The organism is Thermophilibacter provencensis (assembly GCF_030372065.1).
In the GTDB taxonomy this organism is placed as follows: domain Bacteria; phylum Actinomycetota; class Coriobacteriia; order Coriobacteriales; family Atopobiaceae; genus Thermophilibacter; species Thermophilibacter provencensis_A.
In genome coordinates this window covers 106,699-131,333 of the sequence record NZ_JAUDEA010000004.1, presented here as the reverse complement: position 1 = coordinate 131,333, position 24,635 = coordinate 106,699, and the positions used below count along the sequence as shown (strand labels likewise).

The window sequence follows — 24,635 nt, the reverse complement described above, 5'->3', positions numbered from 1 at the left end:
ATGCTTAGTCCATCTGTTGCAACCCGGGGAAGGAGCATCTCCCATGTCCACCATGCCTGCACCCATCGACGCCACCACCACCCCTGAGTGGGCCGCCCTCATGGCCCACCACGACGAGCTCGTCCAGAGCGGCTTCCACCTCAAGGACGCCTTCGCGGCCGACCCCGAGCGCGTGGCCAAGCTCTCCTACGACATGGACGACCTGCACTTTGACCTCTCCAAGAACCTCATGGACGACAAGACCGTGGGGCTGCTCTGCGACCTCGCCCGCGCCGTGGGCCTCGAGGAGCGTCGCGACGCCATGTACGCCGGCGAGCACCTCAACACCACCGAGGACCGCGCCGTCCTGCACACCGCGCTGCGCCGCCCGGCCTCCGAGGTCGGCACCGTCTTTGACGGCGAGCAGGACTGCGTGGCAGACGTCCGTGCCGAGCTGGACCGCATGTACGCCTTTGCCGAGCGCGTCCGCTCCGGCGAGTGGAAGGGCGTCACGGGCAAGCGCATCGAGCACGTGATGTCCATCGGCATTGGCGGCTCCGACCTCGGCCCCGTCATGGTCTACGAGGCCCTCAAGCCCATGGCCGACGCCGGCGTCGACTGCCGCTACGTCTCCAACATCGACCCCAACGACATGGCCGAGAAGGTCAAGGGCCTCGACCCCGAGACCACGCTCGTGATCGTGGTCTCCAAGACGTTCACCACGCTCGAGACCCTCACCAACGCCCGCGAGGCCAAGACCTGGCTGCTCGAGACCCTGCGCGCCCAGGGCGCCATCGACGGTTCCGCCGAGAAGGACGCTGAGGCCATCCGCAAGCACTTCGTGGCCGTCTCCACCGCGCTCGACCTCGTGGCCGACTTTGGCATTGACCCCGAGAACGCCTTCGGCTTCTGGAACTGGGTCGGCGGCCGCTACTCCGTCGACTCCGCCGTGGGCCTCTCCCTCATCATCGTCTTTGGCCCCGAGCGCTTTGAGCAGTTCCTCGCCGGCTTCCACGACCTCGACGAGTACTTCCAGAAGACCCCGCTCGAGAAGAACGTGGTGGCGCTTCTCGGCCTGCTCAACGTCTGGTACGTCAACTTCTGGGGCGCCGAGAGCCACGCTGTGCTGCCCTACAACCAGTACCTGCACCGCTTTGCCGCCTACCTCCAGCAGCTCACGATGGAGTCCAACGGCAAGAGCGTGCGCTGGGACGGCACGCCCGTGACCTCCGCCACCGGCGAGATCTTCTGGGGCGAGCCGGGCACCAACGGCCAGCACGCCTTCTACCAGCTCATTCACCAGGGCACCCGCATGATTCCGGCGGACTTCATCGCCTTTGTGAACACGCCCAACCCCACCAAGGACGGCGACCAGGACGTTCACGAGCTCTTCCTGGGCAACTACCTCGCCCAGACCAAGGCGCTCGCCTTTGGCAAGACGGCCGACGAGGTCCGCGCCGAGGGCACGGCCGAGTGGATGGTTCCGGCGCGCGTCTTCGAGGGCAACCGTCCCACCACGTCGATCTTCGGCATTGACCTGACCCCGCACGCCCTGGGCGAGCTCATCGCGCTCTACGAGCACATCACCTTTGTCGAGGGCACGGTCTGGGGCCTGGACAGCTACGACCAGTGGGGCGTTGAGCTGGGCAAGCAGCTCGCCAAGCAGATTACGCCCGCCTTCCACGACGACGAGGCCCTGGCCGCCCAGGACGCCTCCACGCAGGCCCTCATCAACTACTACCGCGCCCACCGCAAGTAACCTGACAAAGGTGACTGACAAAGGTGACAGGGTAGATTGTCATCATTTTGGCCGCCGGGCGAGAAGGGCCCGGCGGCCGTTTTGTTGGGTACCAAGAAGTGCCGGGCCCATGCCAGCCCTGGCGCCCGCGTCAGGAAAGCGCGAGGGGGAGGACGTCGAGCAGACAGGTGAGGTGGACGTCCGCCAGGGACTGGTCCAGGTGCACGCCCTCGGGCAGCGGCATGGCGCAGACGCGCGCGCCGGACCTGTGCGCGGCAAGAATCCCGATGGGCGAGTCCTCAACGACGAGCGTCTGCCCCGGCTCAACGCCGAGAAGCTCCATCGTGCGCAGGTAGACGTCGGGCGCAGGCTTTGACGCCGCGCACTCCTCCCCGCTCACGGTGACGTCCAGAAGCCCGCCGATGCCGAGTGCCTCCACAAAGCCGTCTATCACCCAGCGCGGCGAGGCAGACGCCAGGCCGGTCCTCACGCCGGCCCGGCGCAGCCCCGAGAGAGTCTCCCGTACGCCGGGGGTGGCAAGCTCGGCGTAGGGCATGGGATTGTTGGCAAAGCGCGTCCGGAACTTCTTGTACAGCCGCTCTCGGCGCTCAACATCGTGCGGCTCCACGCAACCCCACACGACCTTGTTGTTTGACCCGTAGAAGTCCGGAAAGCCCGAGTCGTCTATGCCCTCCTCGGCAAAGAACGCGCGGCGGCGGCGGTCGAGCTCCGGCTCGGAGTTGACGAGCACGCCGTCCTTGTCGAAGATCACCGCCTCGTACACGCCCCCACCTACTTTGACTCGAGCTGCTTGGCGAGCATGATCGAGAGGATGGCCTCGTCGGTCTGGGCAAAGCCCTCGCGCATCAGCTTGCCGGTGTTCTTGATGGTCTCCTCGGCATCGTCAAAGATGATGCCGTCCTTACTCGTGGGAGAGATGTCCGCGAGCGCGAGCGTGGAGCACTGGATGGCCGAGTTGGTGCCCGCTGCAATCTTGAGCGCGCAGGTGGCCTTGGCGCCGTCGCAGATCATGCCCTGCAGCGTGGCGAGCATGTTGTTGATCGCGTACTTGATCTCGCGCAGGCCTCCGCCCTGCAGGAAGGTGATGCCGCAGCACGAGCCCGTTCCCCCGGCGATGCCGGAACCGCACAGCGGGGACAGGCGGCCCATGTACTCCTTGATGTGCAGGACCACAAGGTCGGAGAGCACCAGGGCACGGGCGAGGTCCTCGTCGCTGGAGCCGAGGATGCGCGCGAGCTCGATGATGGGAAGCGAGCTCGCAATACCCTGGTTGCCGCTGCCGCCGCAGGTCATGACTGAGAGGGGGCAGCCTCCCATGCGCGCGTCGCTCGCGGCGGCGGTGACCGACATCAGGCGCAGCGTTGCGTTGTTGAGAAGCGCCCCGCGGCGGTCGGCGCCGGCGCCGATGCGCTTACCCACCTCAAGGCCGTACTCGCCGGAGAGACCCTCCTCGCTCACGCGGGTGTTGAGCGGCACGCAATCCAGGATGAACTTGATGTCCTCGAAAGGAGTGGTCGTAGCAAACTCGTAGATGGCGTCTACGGTGAGGCCCTCGTGGGCGTCGTCCGCGCCGCTCCCAACAGAGACGGGCTCGTCAACGAGAACCTCTCCGTTCTTCTCCACGCGCACCACGTTGGTGTGGTCGCGCATGATGACGACGCGCGAGCTGTCCGCCCCGTCGGTCAGGAGCGCCTCGATGTAGAGCGCCTCCGAGGTGGCCTTCTGCTCAACGCGGATCGCATGGGCGTCAACGAGGGCCTTTGCCGCCTCCAGGTGCTCGGGCGTAAAGCCAGAGAGGACCTCGAGCTTCTTATTGGACTGGCGCACCACCGCGCCCAGGGCGGCGGCGATCTCGATGCCCACCATGCCCGTTCCCGGGATGCCCACGCCGAGCGCGTTCTTGATGATGTTGGCGCTCAGCTTGAGACGGATGTCCTTGGGCGTGCCGTCAAGCTGCTCGGCGGCGATAGAGACGGCGTAGGCAACCGCGATGGGCTCGGTGCAGCCCTCGGCGGGAACGACCTCCTTCTTGAGGAGCTCGATGAAGTCAACCATGCTAGTCCTCCAATGACGCGGCAAGCCCGACGATGCCTCGAACCGCCTCGCAGTAGATGTCTGCGGCGCGAGAGACGTCCGTGAGCCGCACGTGCTCGTCGACGCCGTGCGCGCCGCTGTGTGTTCCGGGAAGCTTGGGGCCAAACGCCACGAGCGCGGGCATGAGGCTCGCATAGGTGCCGCCGGCCATGACCGAGCAGCCGCCCCGTTCGCCGCACACGCGCTCATAGGCGCCGAGAAGAACCTGGACGCAGGGGTCGTCCTCGGCAACGAGGTGGATGGGCTTCTCCTGCGCCACCTCGACCTGCCAGGCCTCGCCAAGCGCCGCGCGAACGCGGGAGACCGCCTCGGTCGTGCCAAGCGCGGTGCCGCAGCGCACGTCAACCTCTGCCGCAAGGGCACCGTCCCGGACGTTCAGGACGCCGAGGTTCATGGAGGTATGGCCAAAGACCTCGTCGGGAACGTCGATGCCAAGGGCCGCGCCGGTGAGGTCCGCGCACAGCAGGCGGCAGACCTCGTCCAGGCAGCCTGCCTCAGGACCCAGCTCCTTCACGAGGCGCGCCACGAGGGCGTTGATGGCATTCTCGCCGCGCTCCGGCGTGCTCCCGTGAGCGGATCGGCCCGTGGCGGAGATCTCCCTGCCATCGGGGAGCGTCGCGTGAGCCTCTGAGGGAACCACGTTTGCTGCGGTCCCGCCGCTCAGCGTGAGCCCCGACAGGTCCGACGTTCGGGACAGCCTCAGGTGAAGGCGGGCCTTCTCCCCCCTGACCACGGGAAACGCCGCGTCCGGCACAAACCCCATGCTCGGGAGCTCCTCCCCCGCCTCCACGTACTCGCGGAGGTCGGACATGCCGGTCTCCTCGTCCGTGCCAAAGATGATGCGCAGGCGGCACGGCAGGTCCTCGCCCACGTACCCGGCAAGGAGGACCATGAGAATCGCGGCGCCGATCTTGTTGTCCATGCAGCCGCGACCGTAGAGCACGCCGTCCTCAACCTCGGCGGCATATGGGTCGCGCGTCCAGCCGTCTCCCGCGGGCACAACGTCCAGGTGCACGGGGAACGCGGCGAGCGGTCCGCGTGCGCCAGTCTCGGCCCAGCCGACCTTCTCGCCGAGGCGGCGCGTCTCAAACCCCAGGCGCTCGCACTCGGCAAGGGCAAAGTCGAGCGCACGGGCGCACCCCTCGCCGTAAGGCGCGCCAGGCGCGGGAGCGGCATGCTCAGTGTTGATGCGCACGAGCGCGCGCAGCAGCGAGACGATCCTCTCGTCGCGCTCGGCAACCTCACGGCAAGGGGCGCTCACGACTACTCGCCTTCCTTCTCGGTCTTGGGGGTAAAGACGAGGTCGCACGTCTCGTCGCCGGCACCGATCTGGGCGTCAAACTCCAGGTTCACGCCGGCGCTGTCCGCGCGGGCAAAGTCGCTGTAGCAGGCAAGGCGGCAGAGCTCGGCAACCTGCTCGGCGGGCAGGCCCATGCCCTTCCAGGTGGCGGCAAGCGGGCAGTGGTGGAAGCGGAGCAGGCCGCGCTCGTCGGTCTTCTCCACGAGCTCCATCTCAAAGACGTCCTGGCCGTTGGAGTTATAGAGCATCTCGGCCATCTTGCCCGGGTTGCCCTCGCAGACGCCGTACTTGCGGCCGCGCTCCACGCCAAAGGCGTAGATGGTGGCCTTGCAGAACTCGTCAGGATCGATGCCGTGCCTCTTGGCCTCCTCGAGCATGAGGTGGAACCACTGCGCGCGGGTGCCGTTGGCGCCACGGACGCCCTCGAGGTACTCCTCGCGCGTGAAGGTCTGCTTGTCGGACATGTCTCTCTCCTTTTTCTTGGGGGGGGCGCGACGGCAATCCCCTCGCCGCCGCGCCCCGGCTGTCTGTGCTGGTTACGCGCTGAGGATGCCGAGGAAGGCGCCCACGAGCGAGACCACGATGAGGATCACCAGGAGCTTGGTGATGGTCCACTTCTTGTACTTGATGCCCCAGAAGACGAACATCACGGCCGCGAGGGCGAGGATGCCGGGGGCGATGGAGTTCAGGGTGTCCTGAAGGACGATGGTCTTCTCGCCAAAGGTCCAGGCAAGCGGGGTGGAAACCTTGACCGTGCTGGCGGAGAGGGCGCCCATGACGAACATGCCCACGATGGAGGCGCAGTCGATGAGCTTGTTGACAATGCCGCCGGCGAGGATCTTCTGGACGGACTCGCGACCGAGCTTGTAGCCCAGGCCAAAGAGGGCGCGGGCCTCGGCAAAGGTGAGGAGGCCGAAGAGGATCACAAAGAAGACGCCGAAGGCGTTGCCCTGGGTGGCGAAGGAGGCGCCAAGGGCGAAGAGGATGACCTGGACGGTGCCAAAGTCAACCGTGTCGCCAACGCCGGCGAGCGGGCCCATGAGGCCGTTCTTGACACCGGTGATGATCTCCTCGGGGATGTCGGCGCCCATGGCACGCTGCTCCTCCATGGCGAGGACGGTGCCGTGGATCAGGCAGCCCCAGTTGGCGTTGGTGTTGAAGAAGCCGAGGTGACGCTTGAGGGCGGCCTCAAGGTCGGCCTGCTCCGGATAGAGCTTCTTGAGGACGGGCGCAAAGGAGGCGCAGACGGCCACGGACTGCATGCGCTCGAAGGAGTTGGAAATCTCGGCGGTGAACTGCCAGCGCAGGAAGACGCCGTTCACGTCCTTCTTGCTGAGCATGCGCTGCTCGCCGGCGGCCGCGGCCTTCTCGGAGAGCTCGCGCAGGGTGGCAAAGGAGTCGTCCTCGCCCATGAAGGTAACGAGAAGGGCAAGGCAGATGCCAAAGATGGCGGCGGCCATCGTGGGGATCTGGAGGTACTGGACCAGGAAGAAGCCGATGATGAACAGCGGCAGGAACTTCATCTTGCCGATCATAAACACGACGGTGGCGAAGCCGAGGGCCGGCAGGAGGCCGCCCATGACGTTGAACGCCGTGAGGATCCACTGCGGGCAGACGTTGAGCAGCGAGGTCACCAGGTCGGCACCGAAGTAGTTGATGACGAACATCAGCGGGAAGCGCAGGATGAAGCCAAAGATGAGCGGGTAGACCGTGGCGCAGCGCCAGACGGCGTTGACGTCGCCCTTGTCGGCGTACTTATCGGCCCAGTGCACAAAGACGGCGTTGCCGGTGCGGCGGACGTTGTTGACGAGGACGCCAAGAACGCCGAGGGGCACGGCGATGGAGACGGCGGTCTCCGGCGTGCAGCCCGTCTGGATGGCGATGGGAACGGCGATGAGGGCCGCGAAGACGCGGTCGGACGGAATGTTGCCACCGGCGGCGACCATGCCGAGATACACCATCTCGATGCTGCCGCCCGTGACGACGCCCGTCTCGAGGTTGCCGGTGAGCGCGCCAAGGACGGTGCCCACGAGCAGCGGCGACTTCATGGTCTGGATGAACGAGTAGCCCGCGAGGCCGGCCGCCCACCAGAACCACAGGCCGCCAACTATGGCAAAGAACAGGTTGAGACCCATGACGTTTCTCCTTTACGACTCGTACTTCCTCATGGCCTCCTCGTAGGAGATGCCTGCCTCCTCGGGGACGACCTGAATCTCGATGTTCACGCCTGCGTCATGAAGGGCGCGAACGTCCTCAGCCTCAGACGGACCGAAGGCGACCGCAGGGAAGACAACCTTGCGACCGGCCTCGGCGGGGATACCGCCGAGCTGAAGCGTCTCGAACGCGAGGCCCGCCTCGTGCGAGGCGCGCGCCGCGTGAACATCCTTGAACAGCAGGAAGATGTTGCCCGTGCCGAGCGTGCCGGCCTGATAGGCGGCAGCGGCGTCGGCGGCGGTCTTGATGTCGACGTTCACGCCGGAGGGCGCGGCCATCTTGTAGATGCTCGCCATGAACTCGTCCTGACCGAGCACGTCGTCAACGATGATGATCTCGTTGGCGGAGGCGATCTTGGACCACTTGGTGATCACCTGGCCGTGGATAAGCCTGTAGTCAACGCGGGCCCACGTAATCTTTGCCATTTCCTCTCCTTTTCCTGTCGTGCCTTGTCTGATACCCAACAGACCGGGCGCACCCGGTCGCAACCCCTATGCCTGGGCGAGAAGCTCGTTGATGTGGCGAATGCCCTCATGCGAGGTCTCGATGCAGCGCTTTGCGAGCGCCTCGGGGTCAAGCCCCTCGTCGCGGCTGTTGATCGCCTCGATGAGCATGGGAAGGTTCGCGCCCGAAACGAGGTGGTAGTTGCGTGCGGTGCGAAGGCCCATGCTCGCGACGTTGCAGGGCGACCCACCAAAGAGGTCGCAGAGCACGAGCACGCCGTCGCCGGTGTCAACCTCCTCGAGCGCCGCGGCAAACTCGGAGCTGAGCTCGTCGACGTTTCCCTCGCGCCTGAGCGCGAGCGTCTTCACCTGCTGAGCGGGCCCCATGATGACCTCGCTGGCGCTCACGAGCCCCTCCGCAAGGCCGCCGTGAGTCATGACGACGATTCCGACCATTCATCCTCCTTACTTTTGATTACTTTTGAACGTCACAATTTCTTCAAAACTGCTCCTAGTGCGCGCTTTGGGTTGCATAGCACTCTACCTAAGCCTCGACAGGCCATCTTTTGGCAGGGGTGAGCGGCATTTTTTCGCTTGTTGTCGAATTTCTCGCTGATTTGTCGTCAGATAGGGTGATAATTAGATATTAAAGAAGGAAATTTTGCTCTATTTCACGTGTTTTTTGCTCTCTGTTTTGCAAAGTGAATTTGCTCTATTTTGGTCAGTTATTTTTTTTAATCAGAATAGAGGTACTTTTTTATGAAGATGGACAAGCAGGACCAGGGATATCTGTGCCCTCACGGCTACCGAATGAGGCTCATTGACGGAAAGCTCCGCCATCTCCTCAAAAACCACACAATCGTGCGCCTTGTTGGCCCCCACGGTGCGGGAAAGAGCTGGACCGCGCTCGCCCAGGCCCGAAGCGTCATTGCCGCAGACGACGAGGGCATCCGCCCCATCATCGAAACCAACCCGGATCGCGCGCTGCAGGGCGGTCTGTCGCCGCACGTTATCGACGAGTGGCAGCTCATCCCCTCCCTCGCCAAGTCGGCGGCGCAGTCTCGCGACGGGTCGTTCCTTCTCGTGAGCTCAGTTGATGGACGACCCGAGGAGGAGCGCCATCTTGCGAGCACCCCGATCGTCCGGCTCTGGCCCCTCTCGCTTGCCGAGGCCGGCCTTTCCAACGTGAGCGTCTCCCTTATGGGGCTCTTCACCCACAACTTCTATCCGATGTCGTGTCCAATGGGCCTCCCCGAGGTTGCCGAGGCAATCTGTCAGGGCGGGTGGCCCCGCCTGCAGGGTCTGGGGGCGGATGCCTCCGCGCGACTCATCCGAGTTCTGCTGCAGACCGTCATGGAGAACGAGCTGCCAAAGCGGGGCAAGCGGATCCCCATGGCGGTAAAGGTCGCCTGCGCGCACGCCGCCTGCGATTGGCAGGCAACCTACGAGGACTATGCGGCATATGCCCGCGACCGCGGCGAGAAGCCCTTCTCGAGAAACACCGCGCGCGATTACCGGCAGCTCTTCCTTGATACGTATCTTGCCTATGTCGTTGAGGGATGGCGGGCGCCCATTCGCTCCACCTCACGCGTGAGGTTCAAGCCGCGAATGCAGTTCGTAGACCCATCCATCCCCGCCATGTGGCTCACGCACACGCCGGACACGCTGCTCCAAGACGCCCCCGCGCTCCTCTCGCTTCTGCGCTGCCTCGTTCTGCGCGACCTCAACGTCTACGCGTCCGTGCTCGAGATGGAGGCCGCGCCCACGGTGAGGTACTACGCGGACTCCGACGGGGCGCGCGCCGACGCCGTGATCACCCTGTCGGACGGCAGGTGGGGAGCAATCAACGTTGCGATTGGCGAGACTCAGTTTGATGAGGCGGCCCGCGGGCTCACGCGCCTGAGAAGCAAGCTCCGCAAGAACCCTGCCGCCGGCTGCCCCGACCCCACGTTCCTCGCCGTCATCATGGGCAGTTGTACGCGACCTCGGCTCGACAAGAAGACGGGCGTGTACGCCTTCCCCATCGGCGCGCTCACGATGTGACGACCCGACAAAGGTGATGACAAAGGTGATGATGACAAAGGTGACAGGGTAAAGTGTCATCATTTTGGCCGCCGGGCCTTCTCGGGGCGCCCACCGCGCCGAGAAGGTATAGAGCGGCGCCCCGGGCGGCGTTGGGGCCGTCCGGGGCGCACATGACAAACTACCCTGTCACTTTTGACAGGTTTCTTTGTCAGGTTAGTGGCGGAAGTGGCGGTTGCCGGTGAAGACCATCGCAATGCCGTGCTCGTTGCAGGCCTCGATGGACTCGTCGTCGCGCTTGGAGCCGCCGGGCTGGATGATGCAGGTCACACCGTGCTCGGCGAGCACGTCCACGTTGTCGCGGAACGGGAAGAATGCGTCGGACGCACAGGCGTATCCGCCCTTCTCCATGCCCATGCGCTCGCAGGCCTCGTCCGCTCGCTGGCAGGCCAGAAGCGCGGAGTCAACGCGGTTGGGCTGACCCGGGCCCATGCCAATGCCGGACTTGTCCTTGGAGACGAGAATTGCGTTGGACTTCACGCCCTTGCAGACGCGCCACGCAAACATGAGCTCGTCCATCTCCTCCGGCGTGGGCTTGCGCTCGGTGGGGCAGGTGAAGGTCTCGGGGTCCTCGGCAACGGTGTCGACGTTCTGGACGAGGATGCCGCCATCGATGGAGCGCAGCTCAAACTCAGCGTGCCCCTCGGCACCACCCGTGGCAAGGACGCGCAGGTTGGGGCGCTTGGCCATGCGCTCGATGGCCTCGGGGGTGTAGCTCGGGGCAATGATGACCTCGACGAACTGGCCGTTCTCGTCAAAGGCGTGCTCCACCAGCTCAAAGGGCACCTCGCGGTTGCAGGCGATGATGCCGCCAAATGCGCTCTTGGGATCGCACGCAAAGGCGCGGTCGTAGGCGGTGGTGATGTCCTCGGCAACGGCGGAGCCGCAGGGGTTCTGGTGCTTGAGGATCACGCAGGCCGGTCCGTCGAACTCGCGCACGAGGTTCCACGCGGCGTCCGCGTCCAGGTAGTTGTTGTAGGAGAGCGGCTTGCCCTGGAGCTGCTCGGCGCCCACGAGCGGGTTGGCGGAGGAGCAGGCGTCGGCCATCTCGTCGGCAAAGCGGTAGACCGCGGCGGTCTGCTGGGGGTTCTCGCCGTAGCGCAGGTCGTCGACCTTCTCGAGATAGAAGCCCAGCTCCTCGGGCATGGCGGGAGCATCGTCGCACTCGTCGTCCGCGAAGTCCTCGTCGTAGCGGTCGGCGAGCCACATGGCGATGGCCGCGTCGTAGTTGGCCGTGGTCTCGTAGACCTTGAGCTGCAGGTAGCGTCGCAGCTCGAGGGAGGTGCAGCCGTCGTTGGCGCGCATCTCCTCGAGGACCTCGTCGTAGTCCGCCGGGTCGGAGACCACGGTCACGGACGCGGCGTTCTTTGCCGCGGAGCGCAGCATCGAGGGGCCACCGATGTCAATGTGCTCGATGGCGTCGTCAAACGTAACGTCCGGCTTGGACACGGTCTTCTCAAACTCATAGAGGTTCACGCACACAAGATCAATCATACCAATGCCGTGCTCGGCAGCCTCGGCCATGTGGGCGGGGTTGTCGCGGCGGGCAAGAAGGCCGCCGTGCACCTTGGGGTGAAGGGTCTTCACGCGGCCGTCCATCATCTCCGGGAAGCCCGTGTACTGCTCGATGGGCACCACATGGACGCCGGCCTCCTCGAGCACGCGAGCCGTGCCGCCGGTTGAGATCACCTCGACCCCAAACTCGTCCTCGAGCGCCTTGACGAAGTCAACGACGCCGGTTTTGTCGGTTACCGAGACGAGCGCGCGCCTGATGGGAGTGTCTGCCATAAGCCCTCCTTGGAAATGTGGACCGCTTGCGGTACCGTCTCTCTTACGATACCTCAGCTAGGAGACGATATGTCAGAGAACGTCGGGGAACTCGCGCTGCGCCCCTTTGAGGAGCGAGACTTCTATCCGCTCGTCAGCCTCATCGCCCAGACGTGGCTGGCGGACTTCCCGGGCGAGCCCGGCGAGCTCGCGGCAACCGTGGAGCTTTGCGACTACCTGAGCCACACCACGTGGTCGCTCGTGGCCGAGCGCGACGGCGCTCCGCTCGGCGCCGTTCTGCTTGCCGAGAAGGATGGCGTTGTCGCCGACGCGGACGAGTGGCGCGACCGCGGGTCCGTCGCTGAGCGCGAGGCCGCGCGCAGCCCGGAGGCCACCCTCGCCATGGACCTTGAGATGGCGGGCGTGGTGGAGGGCGCGGGCCTCGCGCTGGACTACGAGAAGGCCGGCGCGCCCGAGGCCGCGGCCGCCCTCAAGCTGCTCATCGTCTCGCCGGAGGCGCGCGGGCTCGGCCTTGGCCGGCGGCTTCTCGACCGCGTCCGCGCGCACCTGCGCGAGCGCGGCGCGGCGGGCTACTACCTGCTCACCGACGATAACTGCGACGTCTCCTTCTACGACCACATGGGGCTCACGCAGGAGCTGCGGCGGCGCTCGGAGGTCACGTGGCCGGGCGAGGAACCGGGCGCCGACTTTGGCATCTACGTCTACTCGGAGCGTCTGTAGCGCCCGGCGCGCGGGATGGCGATTCGGATTTCTGGCGCCCGGATGTCCTGATTTTCGGTTCTGCCTGTTCATGGGGGGTGAGGAATGAGCAACGCAACACCGTGCGTGCGCGGCAGGTTTGCGCCAACGCCCTCGGGTCGCATGCACCTGGGAAACGCGTTCTCCGCGCTCATGGCCTGGCTCTCCGCGCGATCGGCGAGCGGAGAGATGGTGATGCGCGTCGAGGACCTTGATCCGCGTGCCCAGAGCCGCGAGCGCGCCGAGCTGCTCATGCACGACCTCGAGTGGCTGGGACTCGCCTGGGACGAGGGACCGTACTACCAGAGCGAGCGCGCCGAGCTCTACGGCGCAGCGCTCGAGGAGCTCTCCGCGCGCGGGCTCACCTACCCCTGCTTCTGCTCGCGCGCCGAGCTCCATGCGGCAACCGCGCCGCACGCCTCCGACGGCGCGCCCATCTACCCCGGCACATGCCGGGAGCTCTCCGCGGATGAGGTTGCCCGCCGCAGTGCGACGCGCCCGCCGGCCGTGCGCCTGCGGGTTCCGGACGAGGACGACCCCGCGGGCACCATCGAGTTCTCCGACCTCGCCTTCGGGGCGCGGCGCGAGGTGCTCGCGCGCGAGTGCGGAGACTTTCTCGTGCGACGCAGCGACGGCGTTGTGGCCTACCAGCTCGCCGTGGTGGTAGACGACGCCCTCATGGGCGTGAACCAGGTGGTGCGCGGGCGCGATCTTCTCGGCTCGTGCGCGCGACAGATCTATCTGGGGCGCCTGCTCGGATACGAGGCACCCGCCTACGGGCACGTCCCCCTGCTCGTTGCCGCAGACGGAAGGCGCCTCTCAAAGCGCGAGAAGGACCTCGACCTCGGCGCGCTGCGCGAGCGCGGCGTGCGCCCCGAGCGCATCGTGGGCGCGCTCGGGGCCGCAGTTGGCCTCTGCGAGCCCGGCGCCGACGTCACGCCCCAAGAGCTTGTCCCTCTCTTCTCGTGGAACAAGCTTGCCGCGCGCCACGGAGACGTCATCGTTGACGAGCGGTTCCTCGCGCGGCTTTTCTGAGCGTGCAGACGATCTCTAGGTATTTCTCGTTGCCGAGAAATACGGGCGTTGTGAGTTGAGCCGTTGTGGGGTATCATGCTCTAGCACCTAATGGAGAGCTGACCGAGAGGCCGAAGGTGCTCGCCTGCTAAGCGAGTATAGGATGCAAATCCTATCTGGGGTTCGAATCCCCAGCTCTCCGCCAGACTGTTTGGGACCCGTCTTGCTGCGCGCAAGGCGGGTCTTTTCGTTTGGCGGGCCACGGCCTCACCACATCTTCGACTTTTTTCTCGCTGACGCTTGACGCGGTCCCTCTTGCGTGGCAATATATCCAATCGCACGCGGCGTTACCTCAGCTGGATAGAGGACCTGACTACGAATCAGGGCGTCATAGGTTCGAATCCTATACGCCGCACCACGCAAGTTACGGGAGGCTCCCTTGGGAGCCTCCCGTTTTGTGTATCGCCGTCACGAGCGCGTCGAGAAAACAGCTCCCCTGTACCAGTTTTGGCAAATCACGCCGAGAGAACCGGGGGTCTGTACGGCGCGCTCAGACCGCATGCCGAGAATACCTCGCCCCTGTACCAGATCTGAGAATTCTTGCCGATATAATCCGCGCGCTGTACCACGCGCCAACACCGCGGTGGCGCCGGCACGGTACAGAGGACCAGTTTTCTCGGCAAGAATCGCGTCGTGCGGTACACCCCCCAGGTTTTCTCGACGGGTGGGCGGCGCCGCTGGCACACGCCCCGGGTTTTCTCGGCACAGATCTGAGAGCGTGGTACAGACCCCGAGTTCTCTCGACCTCGGACCCGGGACGTGGCACAAGGGCAGGTATTTCTCGACATGGCTCCGAGACGTGGCACGGGACCACGGCCTCCTCGCCGTCACGCGCCAAGGCCGAAGTCCCGCAGACAGAGATCGAGGTCCTCCTCAAAGCTCCCCAGCTCAATACCCGCAGCCCGTATCTTGTCCGACGCAAGGCGAAAGTCGCGCGGGTGCTCGGCATAGGTGCTCTCGTCCGGAAGGATGAGGCGGTCAACCTCGGCGACAGGGCATCCCAGGCGCTCCGCGACCAGGCGCGCGGTCTCATACGTGGTGCGACCGTTCTGGCTGGCAAGGTGATATGCCCCGCTCGGAAGCCCGAGAATCGCGGGAAGCTGGCCCGCAAAGCGCTGGGCATAGGTCATGTTGCGACGCTCATGCACCCTAAACACCGTAGGTCTGCCGGAGCGCAGCGCGCCCATCACGTTGGTGAGGATGTTGGGAGAGGGTCGCACACCGGGCATGGCCAGGCCAAACATCCACGAGAAGCGCAGGATGAGATAGTCGTCGACGTTTTCCCTGATCCAGGCGTCCGCCTCCATCTTCTGCTGACCGTAGCGCGTCGTGGAGGCCTGCTCGTCCTCCTCCGAGAAGGGCGCCGCGCCGGGAGAGGCGTTGAAGCACTGCTCCGTAGAGATGAACACGACCTGCCTTCCCAGCTCGTGACAGGCGCGCGCGATGGCGATGGCGGACTCGGTGTTCACGAGGCGCGTGCCCTCGGGGTCCTGCTCGCAATGGGCGGTCGTGGCGTCCGCCGCCATGTGCAGACACACGTCAAAGTCCGCCGCGCGGACAAACGCCTCCACACCTTCAGGGTCTCGAAAGTCAACGTCAGAGTGCGAGACGCGAAGGAACTCATAGCGCCCCGCGTTGTAGAGCTGGGCCAAGCTTGCAAGATAGCCGTTTGCCCCGGTGATGAGAATTCGTTGCATCGTCTCCTCCTTAGGAAGTCTCGCCCGGCCTTGTTGCGTAGCTCCTCAGCACTCGGCACGTGCCCTCTATCGAGTAACTGCCCACACTCGCGGGAACGAGCGCGGAGCGCGTGAAGGGGAGTTCGACCATCCCGTCCGTCGTGCAAATCCGAGCGCGACCCGCAACGCACGAGATGACCTCGTAGCGTCCGTTTGTCCGTGCCTCCCAGCCTCCGCGCACGTCAACGACGTCGCTCACAAACAGGCGATGCGTCACGCCGCGCCGCACGGAGGCCGGTGCCTGAGCGTCAAAGGCGCCAAAGTGGCCGGGCTCTGGGCGGCTGTCCGTCCGCAGCACGTCAAAGCCCCGCTTCACGTGAAGCTCGCGCCCGCGCCCCCAGTCGCAGACGCGGTAGGTCTTGAAGCCAAGGCTGCCAACCTCGAGGGCAAAAACGCCCTTGCCCAGGGCATGAAGCGTCCCCGCCGGTATGAGGACGAAGTCACCCTCAGAGACAGGCACCTTGCGACAGCACTTCTCGCCCACCGTGTCGTCAAGCGCGGCCGCTCGGATGACATCGACGTCATTGGTAATGGTTCCGCAGTAGATGAAGGCACCGGGATTGGCGGCAAGGATGTACCAGGACTCGGTCTTCTCGTGGTCGCCCTCGTGCGCCTGGGCATACGCCTCGTCAGGATGGACCTGCACGGAAAGGTTATCCGCAGCGTCCATGACAAGCACCTGCACGATGCCGTCGTCCTCGAGGTCTCCCATGATCTCAGCTCGATGCTCGCGAATGAGCTCATCGAGCGGGACCCCGCCATACGGCCCGCCCTCAACCACGTTGACGAGCCCCTCGTGAACCGAGACGTCAAAGGACTCTCCGTGGCAAACGTCGCCTGTCATCCCGCGGGCCTCGTTGATGCGCGGACCCGACCAAACCGGCGAGATGTAGTTGGGGCGCAGAAGCAGCGGTCCCATCCCGCCCCCCTAAAGCTCGAGCGAGGAGACGCCGTCGGCCGCCATGCGCGCGCCGATCTCCTCAATGATTGGAACTCCGGCGCTGCAGCCAATGCGCTCGGCACCAGCGCTCACCATATCAAGAAACGCGTCAGCGGTGCGAATTCCGCCCGCCGCCTTGACCTTCACGCGGGCGTCAACGTGTTCGCGCATGAGGCGCACGTCCTCAACGGTGGCTCCCCCCTTCGAAAAGCCCGTCGAGGTCTTCACGAAGGAGGGCAGGACCTCGCTCGCAATCTCGCAGAGCCTGAGCTTCTCGTCGTGCGTGAGCAGGCAGTTCTCGAAGATGACCTTGGAGGGCACCTGCGCCTCGCGGCACACCTCCACAATCCGCGTCATCTCGTCAGTCACATACGCCCAGTTGCCGGCCTTGACCTCGGTGAGGTTGACCACATAGTCAATCTCGTTGGCACCGTTGGCGAGCGCGTCCTTTGTCTCGAAAACCTTGCAAGCAATAGAGGTCTGACCCAGAGGAAAGCCAATCGCCGCGCCCGTGTGAACGTCCGTCCCTGCAAGAAGCCGCGAGCAGAGTGCGGACTGCACCGAGTTCACCGCCACCATCCTAAAGTGATGACGCCTGGCCTCGTCGCAGAGCCGCTCCATGTCCTCGCGCGTAGCGTCGGGACGCAAATTGGTGTGGTCAATCAGCTGGGCAAGGTCGTCGAGCGTATAGCGTTTCATGGCGGCTTCCCTCCATTTCCCCTAGAATCGATATGTTGGTAACATAACAACTGGTTCTTCTCAATATGTTATGTATATGTCAGTACACACTATTGACACAAGGGAGGTCCGATGACCCTCTATGATAAGGTCCGCGAAGACCTCCTCTCCAAGATTAAGGACGGGACCTACCCCGAAGGACAGACCATACCCTCAGAGCTTGAGCTTGCTCAAATCTACGGGGTGAGCAGGCCGACGGTACGCCAAGCCCTTCAGCTTCTTGCGGACGAGGGTTATCTCGAGAAGCGCCGGCGTCGTGGCACGGTGGTGACCAGGCCCAAGGTGAGACAGTCCTTCACCATGAGCATCTCGAGCTTCGAAGACGCCATGCGTCTTGCCGGGCGCCTCCCCAAAACCAAAGTCCTCGTGTTCAAGCGTGAGCGCGCGAACACCGAGGTCGAGAAGCGCCTCGAGCTCACCCGCGGTCAGGACGTCTTCAAACTCGTCCGACTTCGCTATGCCGACAACCTGCCCAACGTCTTTGTGGAAAGCTACATCCCCTGCGCGCTCTACCCAGAGCTCGACTCGTTCGACTTCAACGAGTCGAGCCTCTACGCCGCAATGGATGCCTGCGGAAACCCCGTGATGACGGCACAGCGACGCCTTGAGGCCATCAAAGCCGACGGTGCGATCGCCGCGCTCCTCGACGTCGAGCCCGGAGACCCGCTCTTGCTCTTCCACACTGTTGCCCACGACGCCAGTGGGACGGCCGTGGAGTACTCCGTGGCAACCTACCGCGGGGAGAGCAACAGCTTTGAGCTCAACGTCAGTCGAGCCTGAGCACGGGCGGGGCGCTCGCGCCCTAGCCCAACTGCCGGGCCGGCCTGAACTGTGCCCCACTTTGGGCGCCCAGCCCCGTAAAGGCATAGGGCACCCCGCGAGCGTCGCAGAGATCCATGAGATCGACGATGTCATGCTCCTCCCGAGAGAGGTAGGCGCTCAGAGACTCCTCTCCCGCAGCACCCACCGCGTCGAGCAGGCCCCGCACGGCCTCCGGCGCAAACATCGCCCGCATGCTCCGCTCCTCGTCTCCGTACACGACGAGCGCGGACGGTCCGGCAAGGTCCTCTCGCACCACAACGTAGCCATCCTCCTCGCCAACGAGCATCGTGCGAACGTCCCCCGCACTCTCAAACCGCGCGACCTCCGTCATCTGCATCTCTTCTCCCTCCCTCGGCTCCGTGATCTCAGTATACCAGAACAATTGTTCTTTGGAACAGTTGTTCTGAACTATTTTTGAGATTCCGCGCGTCACGCAAAGAGGGCCGCCCGCCAGCGCGGGCGACCCTCGGCGCACCCTGCGTATGAGCGCTAGGCCTCGGGCTTGATGACCTCCACACCGCCCATGTACGGGCGCAGGGCCTCGGGCACCGTGATGGAGCCGTCGGCGTTCTGGTAGTTCTCCATGATGGCGGCCATGGTGCGGCCCACGGCAAGACCGGAGCCGTTGAGCGTGTGCACGAAGCGCGTGCCCTTGAACTCCGCCGGGTCCTTGTAGCGGATGTTGGCGCGGCGCGCCTGGAAGTCCCAGCAGTTGGAGCAGGAGGAGATCTCCTTGTAGGCGTTGTAGCTGGGCAGCCACACCTCGAGGTCGTAGCACTTGCAGGCAGAGAAGCCGATGTCACCGGTGCAGAGCGTCACCACGTGGTAGGGCAGCTCCAGCGCCTGGAGGACGGCCTCGGCCTCGGCGACCATGCTCTCGAGCTGGTTCATCGAGTCCTCGGGCTTGGCGAACTTGACCATCTCGACCTTGTCGAACTGGTGCACGCGGATGATGCCGCGCGTGTCGCGGCCGGCCGAGCCCGCCTCCTCGCGGAAGCACGGGGTGAAGGCGGTGTACCAGAGCGGCAGCTGGGACGCGTCGAGCACCTCGCCGCGGTGCAGGTTGGTGAGCATGACCTCCGCGGTGGGGATGAGATAGAGGTCGGGGTTCACGTGGTAGAGGTCGTCCTCGAACTTAGGCAGCTGGCCCGTGCCAAAGAGGGTCTCGCGGTTGGTGATGACGGGCATCCACCACTCCTTGAAACCAGCCTTGACGTGCATGTCCACCATGAAGCTGATGAGCGCGCGCTCCATGCGGGCGCCCATGCCGCCGAGCACGTAGAAGCGGGTGCCGGCAATCTTGACGCCGCGGTCGAAGTCGATCATGCCCGTGGCGGGGCCAAGGTCCCAGTGCGCCTTGGGCTCAAAGCCGTCCGCCGCGAAGTCGCGCGGGGTGCCCCAGCGGCGCACCTCGGGGTTGTCCGAGTCGTCCTTGCCGTAGGGGACGCTCTCGTGCGGAATGTTGGGGATGCGGGAGACGAGGTCAAAGAGGGCGTCCTCCACCTCGGTGCGGCGGGCGTCCAGCTCGGCGATGCGGTCCTTGTTTGCCGCCACGCGCTGCTTTGCGGCCTCCGCCTCGTCCTTCTTGCCCTCGCGCATGAGCAGGCCGATCTCCTTGGAGACGGAGTTGCGCTCGGCCTGGAGCTTCTCCACCTCGGCGATGACGGAGCGGCGCTCCTCGTCGAGCTCGAAGAACTTCTCGCGGTCCCAGTGGGCGTTCTGGCGGGACTCGCAGGACTTGTCCACGATGTCAGGGTTTTCTCGGACGAACTTGATGTCGAGCATGCTGGCTCCTCGCTTCGTGCTGTGCCTTCGCCATCGACGCGCGGGCCGACGGCCCTCCAAGTATATACTTGTGCGGTGAATCTTCGACCGCACTTGGGAGGCAGGACATGCAGGCAATCGGCGACTTCTTCACATGGCTCTTCAACGACCGCATGGGCGTCATCTGCCTGATCGTGGGCGGCATCGTCTTGTGCCTGCTCATCGCCCTGCTCATGGAGCGCAAGACCAAGAAGCGCTACTTCAATCACGAGAAGAGCGAGGGCGACTGGGACCTCTTCGGAGAGGACGAGTAGCGCGACCCTCCTGCCGGCCCGTCCGGCCATGCGCACACAAAAGGGCCGCCGGGCGAGAAAACCCGGCGGCCCTGCTCTTTTATGGTGCGGGCGAAAGGACTTGAACCTTCATGGAGTTGCCCCCATACGGACCTGAACCGTACGCGTCTGCCAATTCCGCCACGCCCGCGTGCCGGTTAATAGTAGCGCAACGACCACGCGCTGCCAAGGGGTTTTCTTGAGAGCCGCCGCGCGTCTCCCGCGCGCTGGCCGCGGCGCAAACGGCGCGGTAGAATAGCCGCACGCACGGCAAACGCAACTTAATCGAGGAGGTGCCGTGATCGAGACGCCGCACAGCGACGCCATGGGTGAGCGCGAGGAGGTCCTGCTCGGGCGCTACCGCGTGCTCGAGCGAAGGGGCACCGGCGGCTTTGGCACGGTCTGCACGTGCTGGGACACCCGCCTGCAGCGCCGCGTGGCGATAAAGCGCATCCCCCTTGCCGCGGACTCGGGCACCACCGCCGAGGAGGCGCTCGCGGAGGCAAGAACCGCCTGCATGCTCGCCCACCCCAACATCGTCACCGTCTACGACTTCGAGGCGGAGGGGGCCTACGCCTACCTTGTCATGGAGTACGTGGACGGCCTCAACCTCGCCGAGCTTCTCGCCCGCGTTGAGGGGGGCGTCCTCACGCCGGAAGAGTGCGCGCACGTTCTTGCGTGCGTGGCGCGCGCCCTCTCCTACGCGCACGAGAACCGCGTGCTGCACCTCGACATCAAGCCCACCAACATCATGGTCGACCGCCGCGGGACCGTGAAGCTCGCGGACTTTGGCATGGCCTCGCTCGCATCCGCCGCCGGCTATGGCGGCGCGCGCGGCGGAACCGTGGGCTACATGCCCCCCGAGCAGATCGAGGGGATGCTCGTTGACGAGCGCACGGACGTCTTCTCGCTCGCCACGGTCATCTGGCAGTCCCTCACCGGCTCGGACCCCTTCCTGGCGAGAAGCGCCGAGGAGTCCCTCACGAGGATTCGCCGCGGCCCGGGGCGGGGCCTCGCCCGCACCTGTCCCGAGCTGTCACCTGACGCCGAGCTGGTGCTTCTCGACGCGCTCGCGCCGGCGGCCTCCGAGAGAACCCCCTCCGTTGACGACCTGGCCGGGGAGCTCGCACCGCTCCTTGGGGACGAGCGCGAGGGCGCCACGTCCCTGCGCGACCTCGTTGAGCAGGCCGAGGAGGACGACGGCGCCATCGCCGCGGGAAGGAGGGCGCGCCCGGGCCTCGACGTGCGCCTGCCCCGCCTTGAGGGCGTCCTCACCCGCGGCCTCACGGCCGTGGCCACCCTCGCCGCGCTGCGCGTTGTGCTGCTCGCCGCCGGAACGCAGGGGCAGGCCCTCGCCGTGGCGCCGCTTCTGGGGTGCGCCCTCGCCGCCGTGTGGCCGCCCTTTGGGGGCCCGCTCGCCGGCCTGGCACTCGCCTGGGCCATCGCCTCGGCGAGCATCACCGGGACGGCGACCCTTCTCGCCTGGGCCCTCGCCCTTCTCCTTGTCCTCTGGCTCGCCCTCTTTGGCAGGCACGACCGGCTCTCCTCGCTGCCGCTGCTTCTGCCCTGCTGCCTCCCGTCCCCGGTCTCGGGCGCGGCACTCGCGGGGTTTGCCCTGGACCCGCTCCCCGCGGCGGCCACGGGCGCGCTCGGCTACGCGCTGGGCAGCCTCTTCCACATTGCCGCCACGGTGGGGCCCTCCTCGGAGGCGCTTCTCGCCGCGCTCGCCGCGTCCTGGCTGCGCCCGGCGTTCTGGGTCATGCTGGCGGGCTCGACGGCCTGCGCCTGGGTCTCGAGCATCGTTGCCCTCAGGGGGAGCGTGGCCGCGGGGGTCACGGGGCAGGCGCTCGGGCTGGGAAGCGTGATTCTTTTCTCGGTTCTCGCAGCTAGGATGGAGAATGCCCGCATACTGTCAGCCCTCGATTGGGAGACGGTGACACTTGCGGTACTCTGGTTTGTGCTTTTGTGCATCGCGACTGTCCTGAGGGGTCCCCTCTACGAGGACCAAGAAGGCGGGGGTACCAATGAGTTTTCTGAGTGACTTTGAGGCGCGCATAGGCTCCGTCTTTGGCGCCGCTCCGCAGGGCTACACCGAGCCCTTCTCCTTTAAGAAGCTCGCCAAGCGCGCCGCGCGCGAGATGGAGAGCGAGACGTACGAGATTGACGGCGTGGACACCGCGCCGGCGCTCTACACCGTGCTCGTCTCCGCGTCCGATGACTCGCTCATGCGCCCGCTCTACGAGCAGATCACGTACGAGACCTCGGCCTTTGTGACCTCTCAGGCCCAGAAGAAGGGCTACGCCTTTGTGGGCAGCCCGCTCGTGCGCTTTATGGTCGACCCCTCCCTCAAGCCCGGGAAGTTTGCCGTCTTTGCCGAGAACGTCGACGCCGGCACGCTCGCCCGCCTGCGCGAGGAGGAGCGCGCGTTTCTCGCCGGCAACTCGAGCTCGGGCGGCGCGGCGGCGCAGCTCCACCCCAGGGCCAAGCGCCCCACCAACGTCCCCAGCCCGCGCCACGACTCCGACACCGGGCTCGACGTGATGCCCGCGGACTACGCGACCCCCGAGCCCGTTGCCTCGGCCTCGGAGTCCACCCCCATGCCCGTGCCCGTCATGGCGCCCACGCCCGCCGCGGGCGTGCCGCAGACGCAGCGCCGCAGCGTCCCCCTCGTCAACATGAGGACCGTGAGCTCCAGCATCCCCGGCATGCAGGACGAGCCGATCGCCCAGGGCGCGCCTCAGGCCGAGGCCTCCTGCCTGCTCATAGACCGCCAGACCGGCCAGACCTTCACGGGCAGGGCCCCCTCGACGGTCATCGGCCGCGAGCGCTCCCGCGCCGGCGTGGTCCTGAGGGACCCCAACGTCTCCCGCGCGCACGCCGAGCTCTCCTTTGACGGGCGCGACTGGCGCATCACCGACCTCAACTCCACCAACGGCACGCTCGTCAACGACGTTGACGTCAAGACTTGCGTCCTGCGCGACGGCGACCTCATCACCGTCGGCCTCGTGAACCTAGAGTTTAGGGAGAACCCGCGATGATCGAGCTCGTCCTCTTTGTGGGACGCGTGCTCCTCATCGTCGTCCTGTACCTCTTCCTCTTCGCCGTCATGCGGACGGGCGTGGGCCTCGTCAAGGGCCAGCGCCGCGACTCGGCGATTTGGTCCATCGACGTCGAGAAGGGCACGAGGTCGCTGCGCGGCCTCCACGTGGACATCCTCGGCCCCGTTGTCATTGGGCGCTCGCCCTCCTCGGACATCGTCGTTGACGAGCCGTACGTCTCGTCCACCCACGCGCGCTTCACCCTCCAGGGCCCCGCGCTCGTGCTCGAGGACCTCGGCTCCACCAACGGCACGCTCGTCAACGGCCACCCCATCGAGCAGCCCGTCACCCTCCGCGAGGATGACGAGGTGCAGGTTGGTGACACCATCATGCGGGTGAGCCGCGGATGACGACGGAGGAGACCCACATCCCCGCCACCCAGGAGCCCGCAAACGCTCCCGGCCGCGCCGAGATCCCCGTTGAGGGGCGAGCCGGCGCGGACGTTGCCTCGGGCGCCAACGAGTTCATCTCCTGGGGCGCGCGCAGCGACGTGGGCCTGGTCCGCGGTCACAACGAGGACTCCTTCCTTCTTAGAACGCCCCTCTTCGTGGTCTCGGACGGCATGGGCGGACATGCGGCAGGCGAGGTCGCGAGCTCCATTGCCGTTGAGACCATCGGCGAGCGCGCGCCCGGCACGGCCGACGACGTTCTTCTGGGCGCGGCCGTTGAGGCGGCAAACGCCAGCGTCATCAAGGCGGCCGAGGAGGGCGTGGGCAAGCCCGGCATGGGCTGCACCGCAACCGCCGTACTTATCGAGAAGAACAAGATGGCCGTGGCGCACGTGGGCGACTCGCGCGTCTACGTGCTGCACCACGGCACGCTCGTGCGCATCACGCACGACCACTCCTACGTTGAGGAGCTCGTCGACGCCGGCGAGATCACCGCGGACGAGGCGCGCACGCACCCCTCGCGCTCCATCATCACCCGCGCCCTGGGCTCCGACCCAGACATGTACGCCGATCACTTCTCGCTTGAGGTCAACGACGGCGACCGCATCATCCTGTGCTCGGACGGCCTCTCGAGCATGATCTCCGACAGCGAGATCGAGTCCGTGGCCGTCTCCAGCGCAACGCCCCAGCAGGCGGCGGACAACCTCGTCTCCGCCGCGCTCACGGCCGGCGGCGCCGACAACGTGACGGTGGTCGTGGTCGACGTGCTCGACGACGGCCTCGTGGACGAGGTCCGCAAGAGGATCGCCAAGAGCGTTGCGGGCATTGCCGCCATCATCATCGGGATTGCCCTCGTCGTTGCCCTGATAGCGTTCACCTTCATCAGGGGCGAGTGGTTCCTCGGCATCAACAACGGCACCGTGGGCCTGTACCGCGGCGTCCAGGGGAGCTTCCTCGGCGTCCCCACCTACGAGCTCGTGGGAACGAGCGCCGTCAACGTCTCCGACCTCCCCGTTGCCATCCAGGACCAGCTCGAGCAGGGCATCAGGGTCAACGGCGAGGATGCGGGGCGCGAGGTCATCAACTCCTACCACCAGCAGATTGACGAGGAGAAGCTGCGCGCCGCCGAGATTGCGGAGACGGCCCGCTCCGAGACCGAGACCCCTGCAGACGCTCCCGAGGACGCGCCCGCGAACACGCCGCAGGACGCGGCGCCGGAGGGCGGCCAGGAGGAGCAGCCGGCGGAGGAGCCCGAGGCGCCGGCTCCGGAACAGACGGAGCAGACGGGCGCCGAGTCGCAGGACGGAGGTGAGTAGCATGCTGAGAAGGACGAGATATGCCGGTG

Annotated in this window: 23 protein-coding genes and 3 tRNA genes; 12 read left to right on the top strand and 14 right to left on the bottom strand. The window is 65.8% G+C overall.

The genetic code is table 11. The features are described 5' to 3' along the window. Nucleotides 1-43 precede the first annotated feature (43 nt). Nucleotides 44-1,738, top strand: a complete 1,695-nt coding sequence (gene pgi / locus QUW25_RS04155; protein WP_289510959.1) for a glucose-6-phosphate isomerase — start codon at nt 44-46, stop codon at nt 1,736-1,738. A gap of 130 nt (nt 1,739-1,868) precedes the next feature. Here the strand turns inward: pgi and QUW25_RS04150 are convergent, their stop codons facing one another. From QUW25_RS04150 to QUW25_RS04120, 7 genes are all read right to left on the bottom strand, one after another. Beyond that, nucleotides 1,869-2,501: an HAD family hydrolase gene (locus QUW25_RS04150; protein ID WP_289510958.1), complete on the bottom strand. Its 633-nt coding sequence runs from the start codon at nt 2,499-2,501 to the stop codon at nt 1,869-1,871. Nucleotides 2,502-2,509: 8 nt separating this feature from the next. Continuing rightward, a complete protein-coding gene (locus tag QUW25_RS04145) occupies nt 2,510-3,793 on the bottom strand; it encodes a serine dehydratase subunit alpha family protein (RefSeq protein ID WP_289510957.1) in 1,284 nt (427 codons plus the stop codon). Between the two features lies 1 nt (nt 3,794). Then, nucleotides 3,795-5,093, bottom strand: a complete 1,299-nt coding sequence (locus QUW25_RS04140; RefSeq protein WP_289510956.1) for a M20/M25/M40 family metallo-hydrolase — start codon at nt 5,091-5,093, stop codon at nt 3,795-3,797. Between the two features lie 2 nt (nt 5,094-5,095). Beyond that, nucleotides 5,096-5,596 (bottom strand): L-2-amino-thiazoline-4-carboxylic acid hydrolase, encoded by a 501-nt coding sequence (locus QUW25_RS04135; RefSeq protein WP_289510955.1) that lies wholly within the window; start codon nt 5,594-5,596, stop codon nt 5,096-5,098. Between the two features lie 72 nt (nt 5,597-5,668). Next, entirely contained in the window at nt 5,669-7,267 is a 1,599-nt protein-coding gene (locus QUW25_RS04130; protein WP_289510954.1) for a PTS system mannose/fructose/sorbose family transporter subunit IID, read from the bottom strand. Nucleotides 7,268-7,279: 12 nt separating this feature from the next. Further along, nucleotides 7,280-7,771, bottom strand: coding sequence for a PTS sugar transporter subunit IIB (locus QUW25_RS04125; protein ID WP_289510953.1), 492 nt, complete (start codon nt 7,769-7,771; stop codon nt 7,280-7,282). Between the two features lie 66 nt (nt 7,772-7,837). Continuing rightward, nucleotides 7,838-8,245, bottom strand: coding sequence for a PTS sugar transporter subunit IIA (locus QUW25_RS04120; protein ID WP_289510952.1), 408 nt, complete (start codon nt 8,243-8,245; stop codon nt 7,838-7,840). 303 nt (nt 8,246-8,548) lie between these two features. Between QUW25_RS04120 and QUW25_RS04115 the strand changes: the two genes are divergently transcribed. Continuing rightward, nucleotides 8,549-9,832 carry an ATP-binding protein gene (locus QUW25_RS04115; RefSeq protein WP_289510951.1) on the top strand — a complete coding sequence of 428 codons (1,284 nt, stop codon included), beginning with the start codon at nt 8,549-8,551 and terminating at the stop codon, nt 9,830-9,832. Between the two features lie 195 nt (nt 9,833-10,027). On the opposite strand, the gene purH is transcribed toward QUW25_RS04115, so the two are convergent. Continuing rightward, nucleotides 10,028-11,659 carry a bifunctional phosphoribosylaminoimidazolecarboxamide formyltransferase/IMP cyclohydrolase gene (gene purH / locus QUW25_RS04110; RefSeq protein ID WP_289510950.1) on the bottom strand — a complete coding sequence of 544 codons (1,632 nt, stop codon included), beginning with the start codon at nt 11,657-11,659 and terminating at the stop codon, nt 10,028-10,030. Nucleotides 11,660-11,728: 69 nt separating this feature from the next. Here purH and QUW25_RS04105 point away from each other — a divergent pair, with 69 nt between their 5' ends. The 4 genes from QUW25_RS04105 (at nt 11,729) to QUW25_RS04090 (ending at nt 13,829) form a co-directional block, all read left to right on the top strand. After that, nucleotides 11,729-12,379, top strand: a complete 651-nt coding sequence (locus QUW25_RS04105) for a GNAT family N-acetyltransferase (RefSeq protein ID WP_289510949.1) — start codon at nt 11,729-11,731, stop codon at nt 12,377-12,379. Nucleotides 12,380-12,463: 84 nt separating this feature from the next. Continuing rightward, entirely contained in the window at nt 12,464-13,432 is a 969-nt protein-coding gene (gene gluQRS, locus QUW25_RS04100; RefSeq protein ID WP_289510948.1) for a tRNA glutamyl-Q(34) synthetase GluQRS, read from the top strand. A 92-nt stretch (nt 13,433-13,524) separates the two neighbouring features. Beyond that, nucleotides 13,525-13,616, top strand: a tRNA-Ser gene (locus QUW25_RS04095). A gap of 136 nt (nt 13,617-13,752) precedes the next feature. Continuing rightward, nucleotides 13,753-13,829 (top strand) — tRNA-Arg (locus QUW25_RS04090). Between the two features lie 469 nt (nt 13,830-14,298). Here the strand turns inward: QUW25_RS04090 and QUW25_RS04085 are convergent. Genes QUW25_RS04085 through deoC form a run of 3 tightly spaced genes read right to left on the bottom strand, consistent with a single transcriptional unit; the run spans nt 14,299 to nt 16,846 of the window. Then, nucleotides 14,299-15,168: an SDR family oxidoreductase gene (locus QUW25_RS04085; protein WP_289510947.1), complete on the bottom strand. Its 870-nt coding sequence runs from the start codon at nt 15,166-15,168 to the stop codon at nt 14,299-14,301. 10 nt (nt 15,169-15,178) lie between these two features. Further along, nucleotides 15,179-16,126 carry a class I mannose-6-phosphate isomerase gene (locus tag QUW25_RS04080; protein ID WP_289510946.1) on the bottom strand — a complete coding sequence of 316 codons (948 nt, stop codon included), beginning with the start codon at nt 16,124-16,126 and terminating at the stop codon, nt 15,179-15,181. A gap of 9 nt (nt 16,127-16,135) precedes the next feature. Then, nucleotides 16,136-16,846: a deoxyribose-phosphate aldolase gene (gene deoC, locus QUW25_RS04075; protein ID WP_289510945.1), complete on the bottom strand. Its 711-nt coding sequence runs from the start codon at nt 16,844-16,846 to the stop codon at nt 16,136-16,138. A gap of 111 nt (nt 16,847-16,957) precedes the next feature. On the opposite strand from deoC, the gene QUW25_RS04070 reads away from it, so the two are divergent. After that, entirely contained in the window at nt 16,958-17,665 is a 708-nt protein-coding gene (locus QUW25_RS04070) for a GntR family transcriptional regulator (RefSeq protein WP_289510944.1), read from the top strand. 22 nt (nt 17,666-17,687) lie between these two features. Here the strand turns inward: QUW25_RS04070 and QUW25_RS04065 are convergent, their stop codons facing one another. Continuing rightward, complete coding sequence (locus tag QUW25_RS04065) at nt 17,688-18,044, bottom strand: hypothetical protein (protein ID WP_289510943.1); 357 nt, start codon at nt 18,042-18,044, stop codon at nt 17,688-17,690. A 152-nt stretch (nt 18,045-18,196) separates the two neighbouring features. Further along, nucleotides 18,197-19,492, bottom strand: coding sequence for a serine--tRNA ligase (gene serS, locus QUW25_RS04060; RefSeq protein ID WP_289510942.1), 1,296 nt, complete (start codon nt 19,490-19,492; stop codon nt 18,197-18,199). Between the two features lie 107 nt (nt 19,493-19,599). On the opposite strand from serS, the gene QUW25_RS04055 reads away from it, so the two are divergent. Continuing rightward, a complete protein-coding gene (locus QUW25_RS04055; protein WP_289510941.1) occupies nt 19,600-19,785 on the top strand; it encodes a DUF6724 family protein in 186 nt (61 codons plus the stop codon). Between the two features lie 82 nt (nt 19,786-19,867). Here the strand turns inward: QUW25_RS04055 and QUW25_RS04050 are convergent. Continuing rightward, nucleotides 19,868-19,954 (bottom strand) — tRNA-Leu (locus tag QUW25_RS04050). Nucleotides 19,955-20,101: 147 nt separating this feature from the next. Between QUW25_RS04050 and QUW25_RS04045 the strand changes: the two genes are divergently transcribed. From QUW25_RS04045 to QUW25_RS04030, 4 genes are read left to right on the top strand one after another with little or no spacing between them, the layout of a single operon-like run. Next, nucleotides 20,102-21,844, top strand: coding sequence for a serine/threonine-protein kinase (locus QUW25_RS04045; protein WP_289510940.1), 1,743 nt, complete (start codon nt 20,102-20,104; stop codon nt 21,842-21,844). Further along, nucleotides 21,828-22,841, top strand: a complete 1,014-nt coding sequence (locus QUW25_RS04040; RefSeq protein WP_289510939.1) for an FhaA domain-containing protein — start codon at nt 21,828-21,830, stop codon at nt 22,839-22,841. The genes QUW25_RS04045 and QUW25_RS04040 overlap by 17 nt, the downstream gene beginning before the upstream one ends. After that, nucleotides 22,838-23,251 (top strand): FHA domain-containing protein, encoded by a 414-nt coding sequence (locus QUW25_RS04035; RefSeq protein ID WP_289510938.1) that lies wholly within the window; start codon nt 22,838-22,840, stop codon nt 23,249-23,251. Before QUW25_RS04040 ends, QUW25_RS04035 begins: the two co-directional genes overlap by 4 nt. Next, a complete protein-coding gene (locus QUW25_RS04030) occupies nt 23,248-24,606 on the top strand; it encodes a Stp1/IreP family PP2C-type Ser/Thr phosphatase (protein WP_289510937.1) in 1,359 nt (452 codons plus the stop codon). Before QUW25_RS04035 ends, QUW25_RS04030 begins: the two co-directional genes overlap by 4 nt. Nucleotides 24,607-24,635 lie beyond the last annotated feature (29 nt).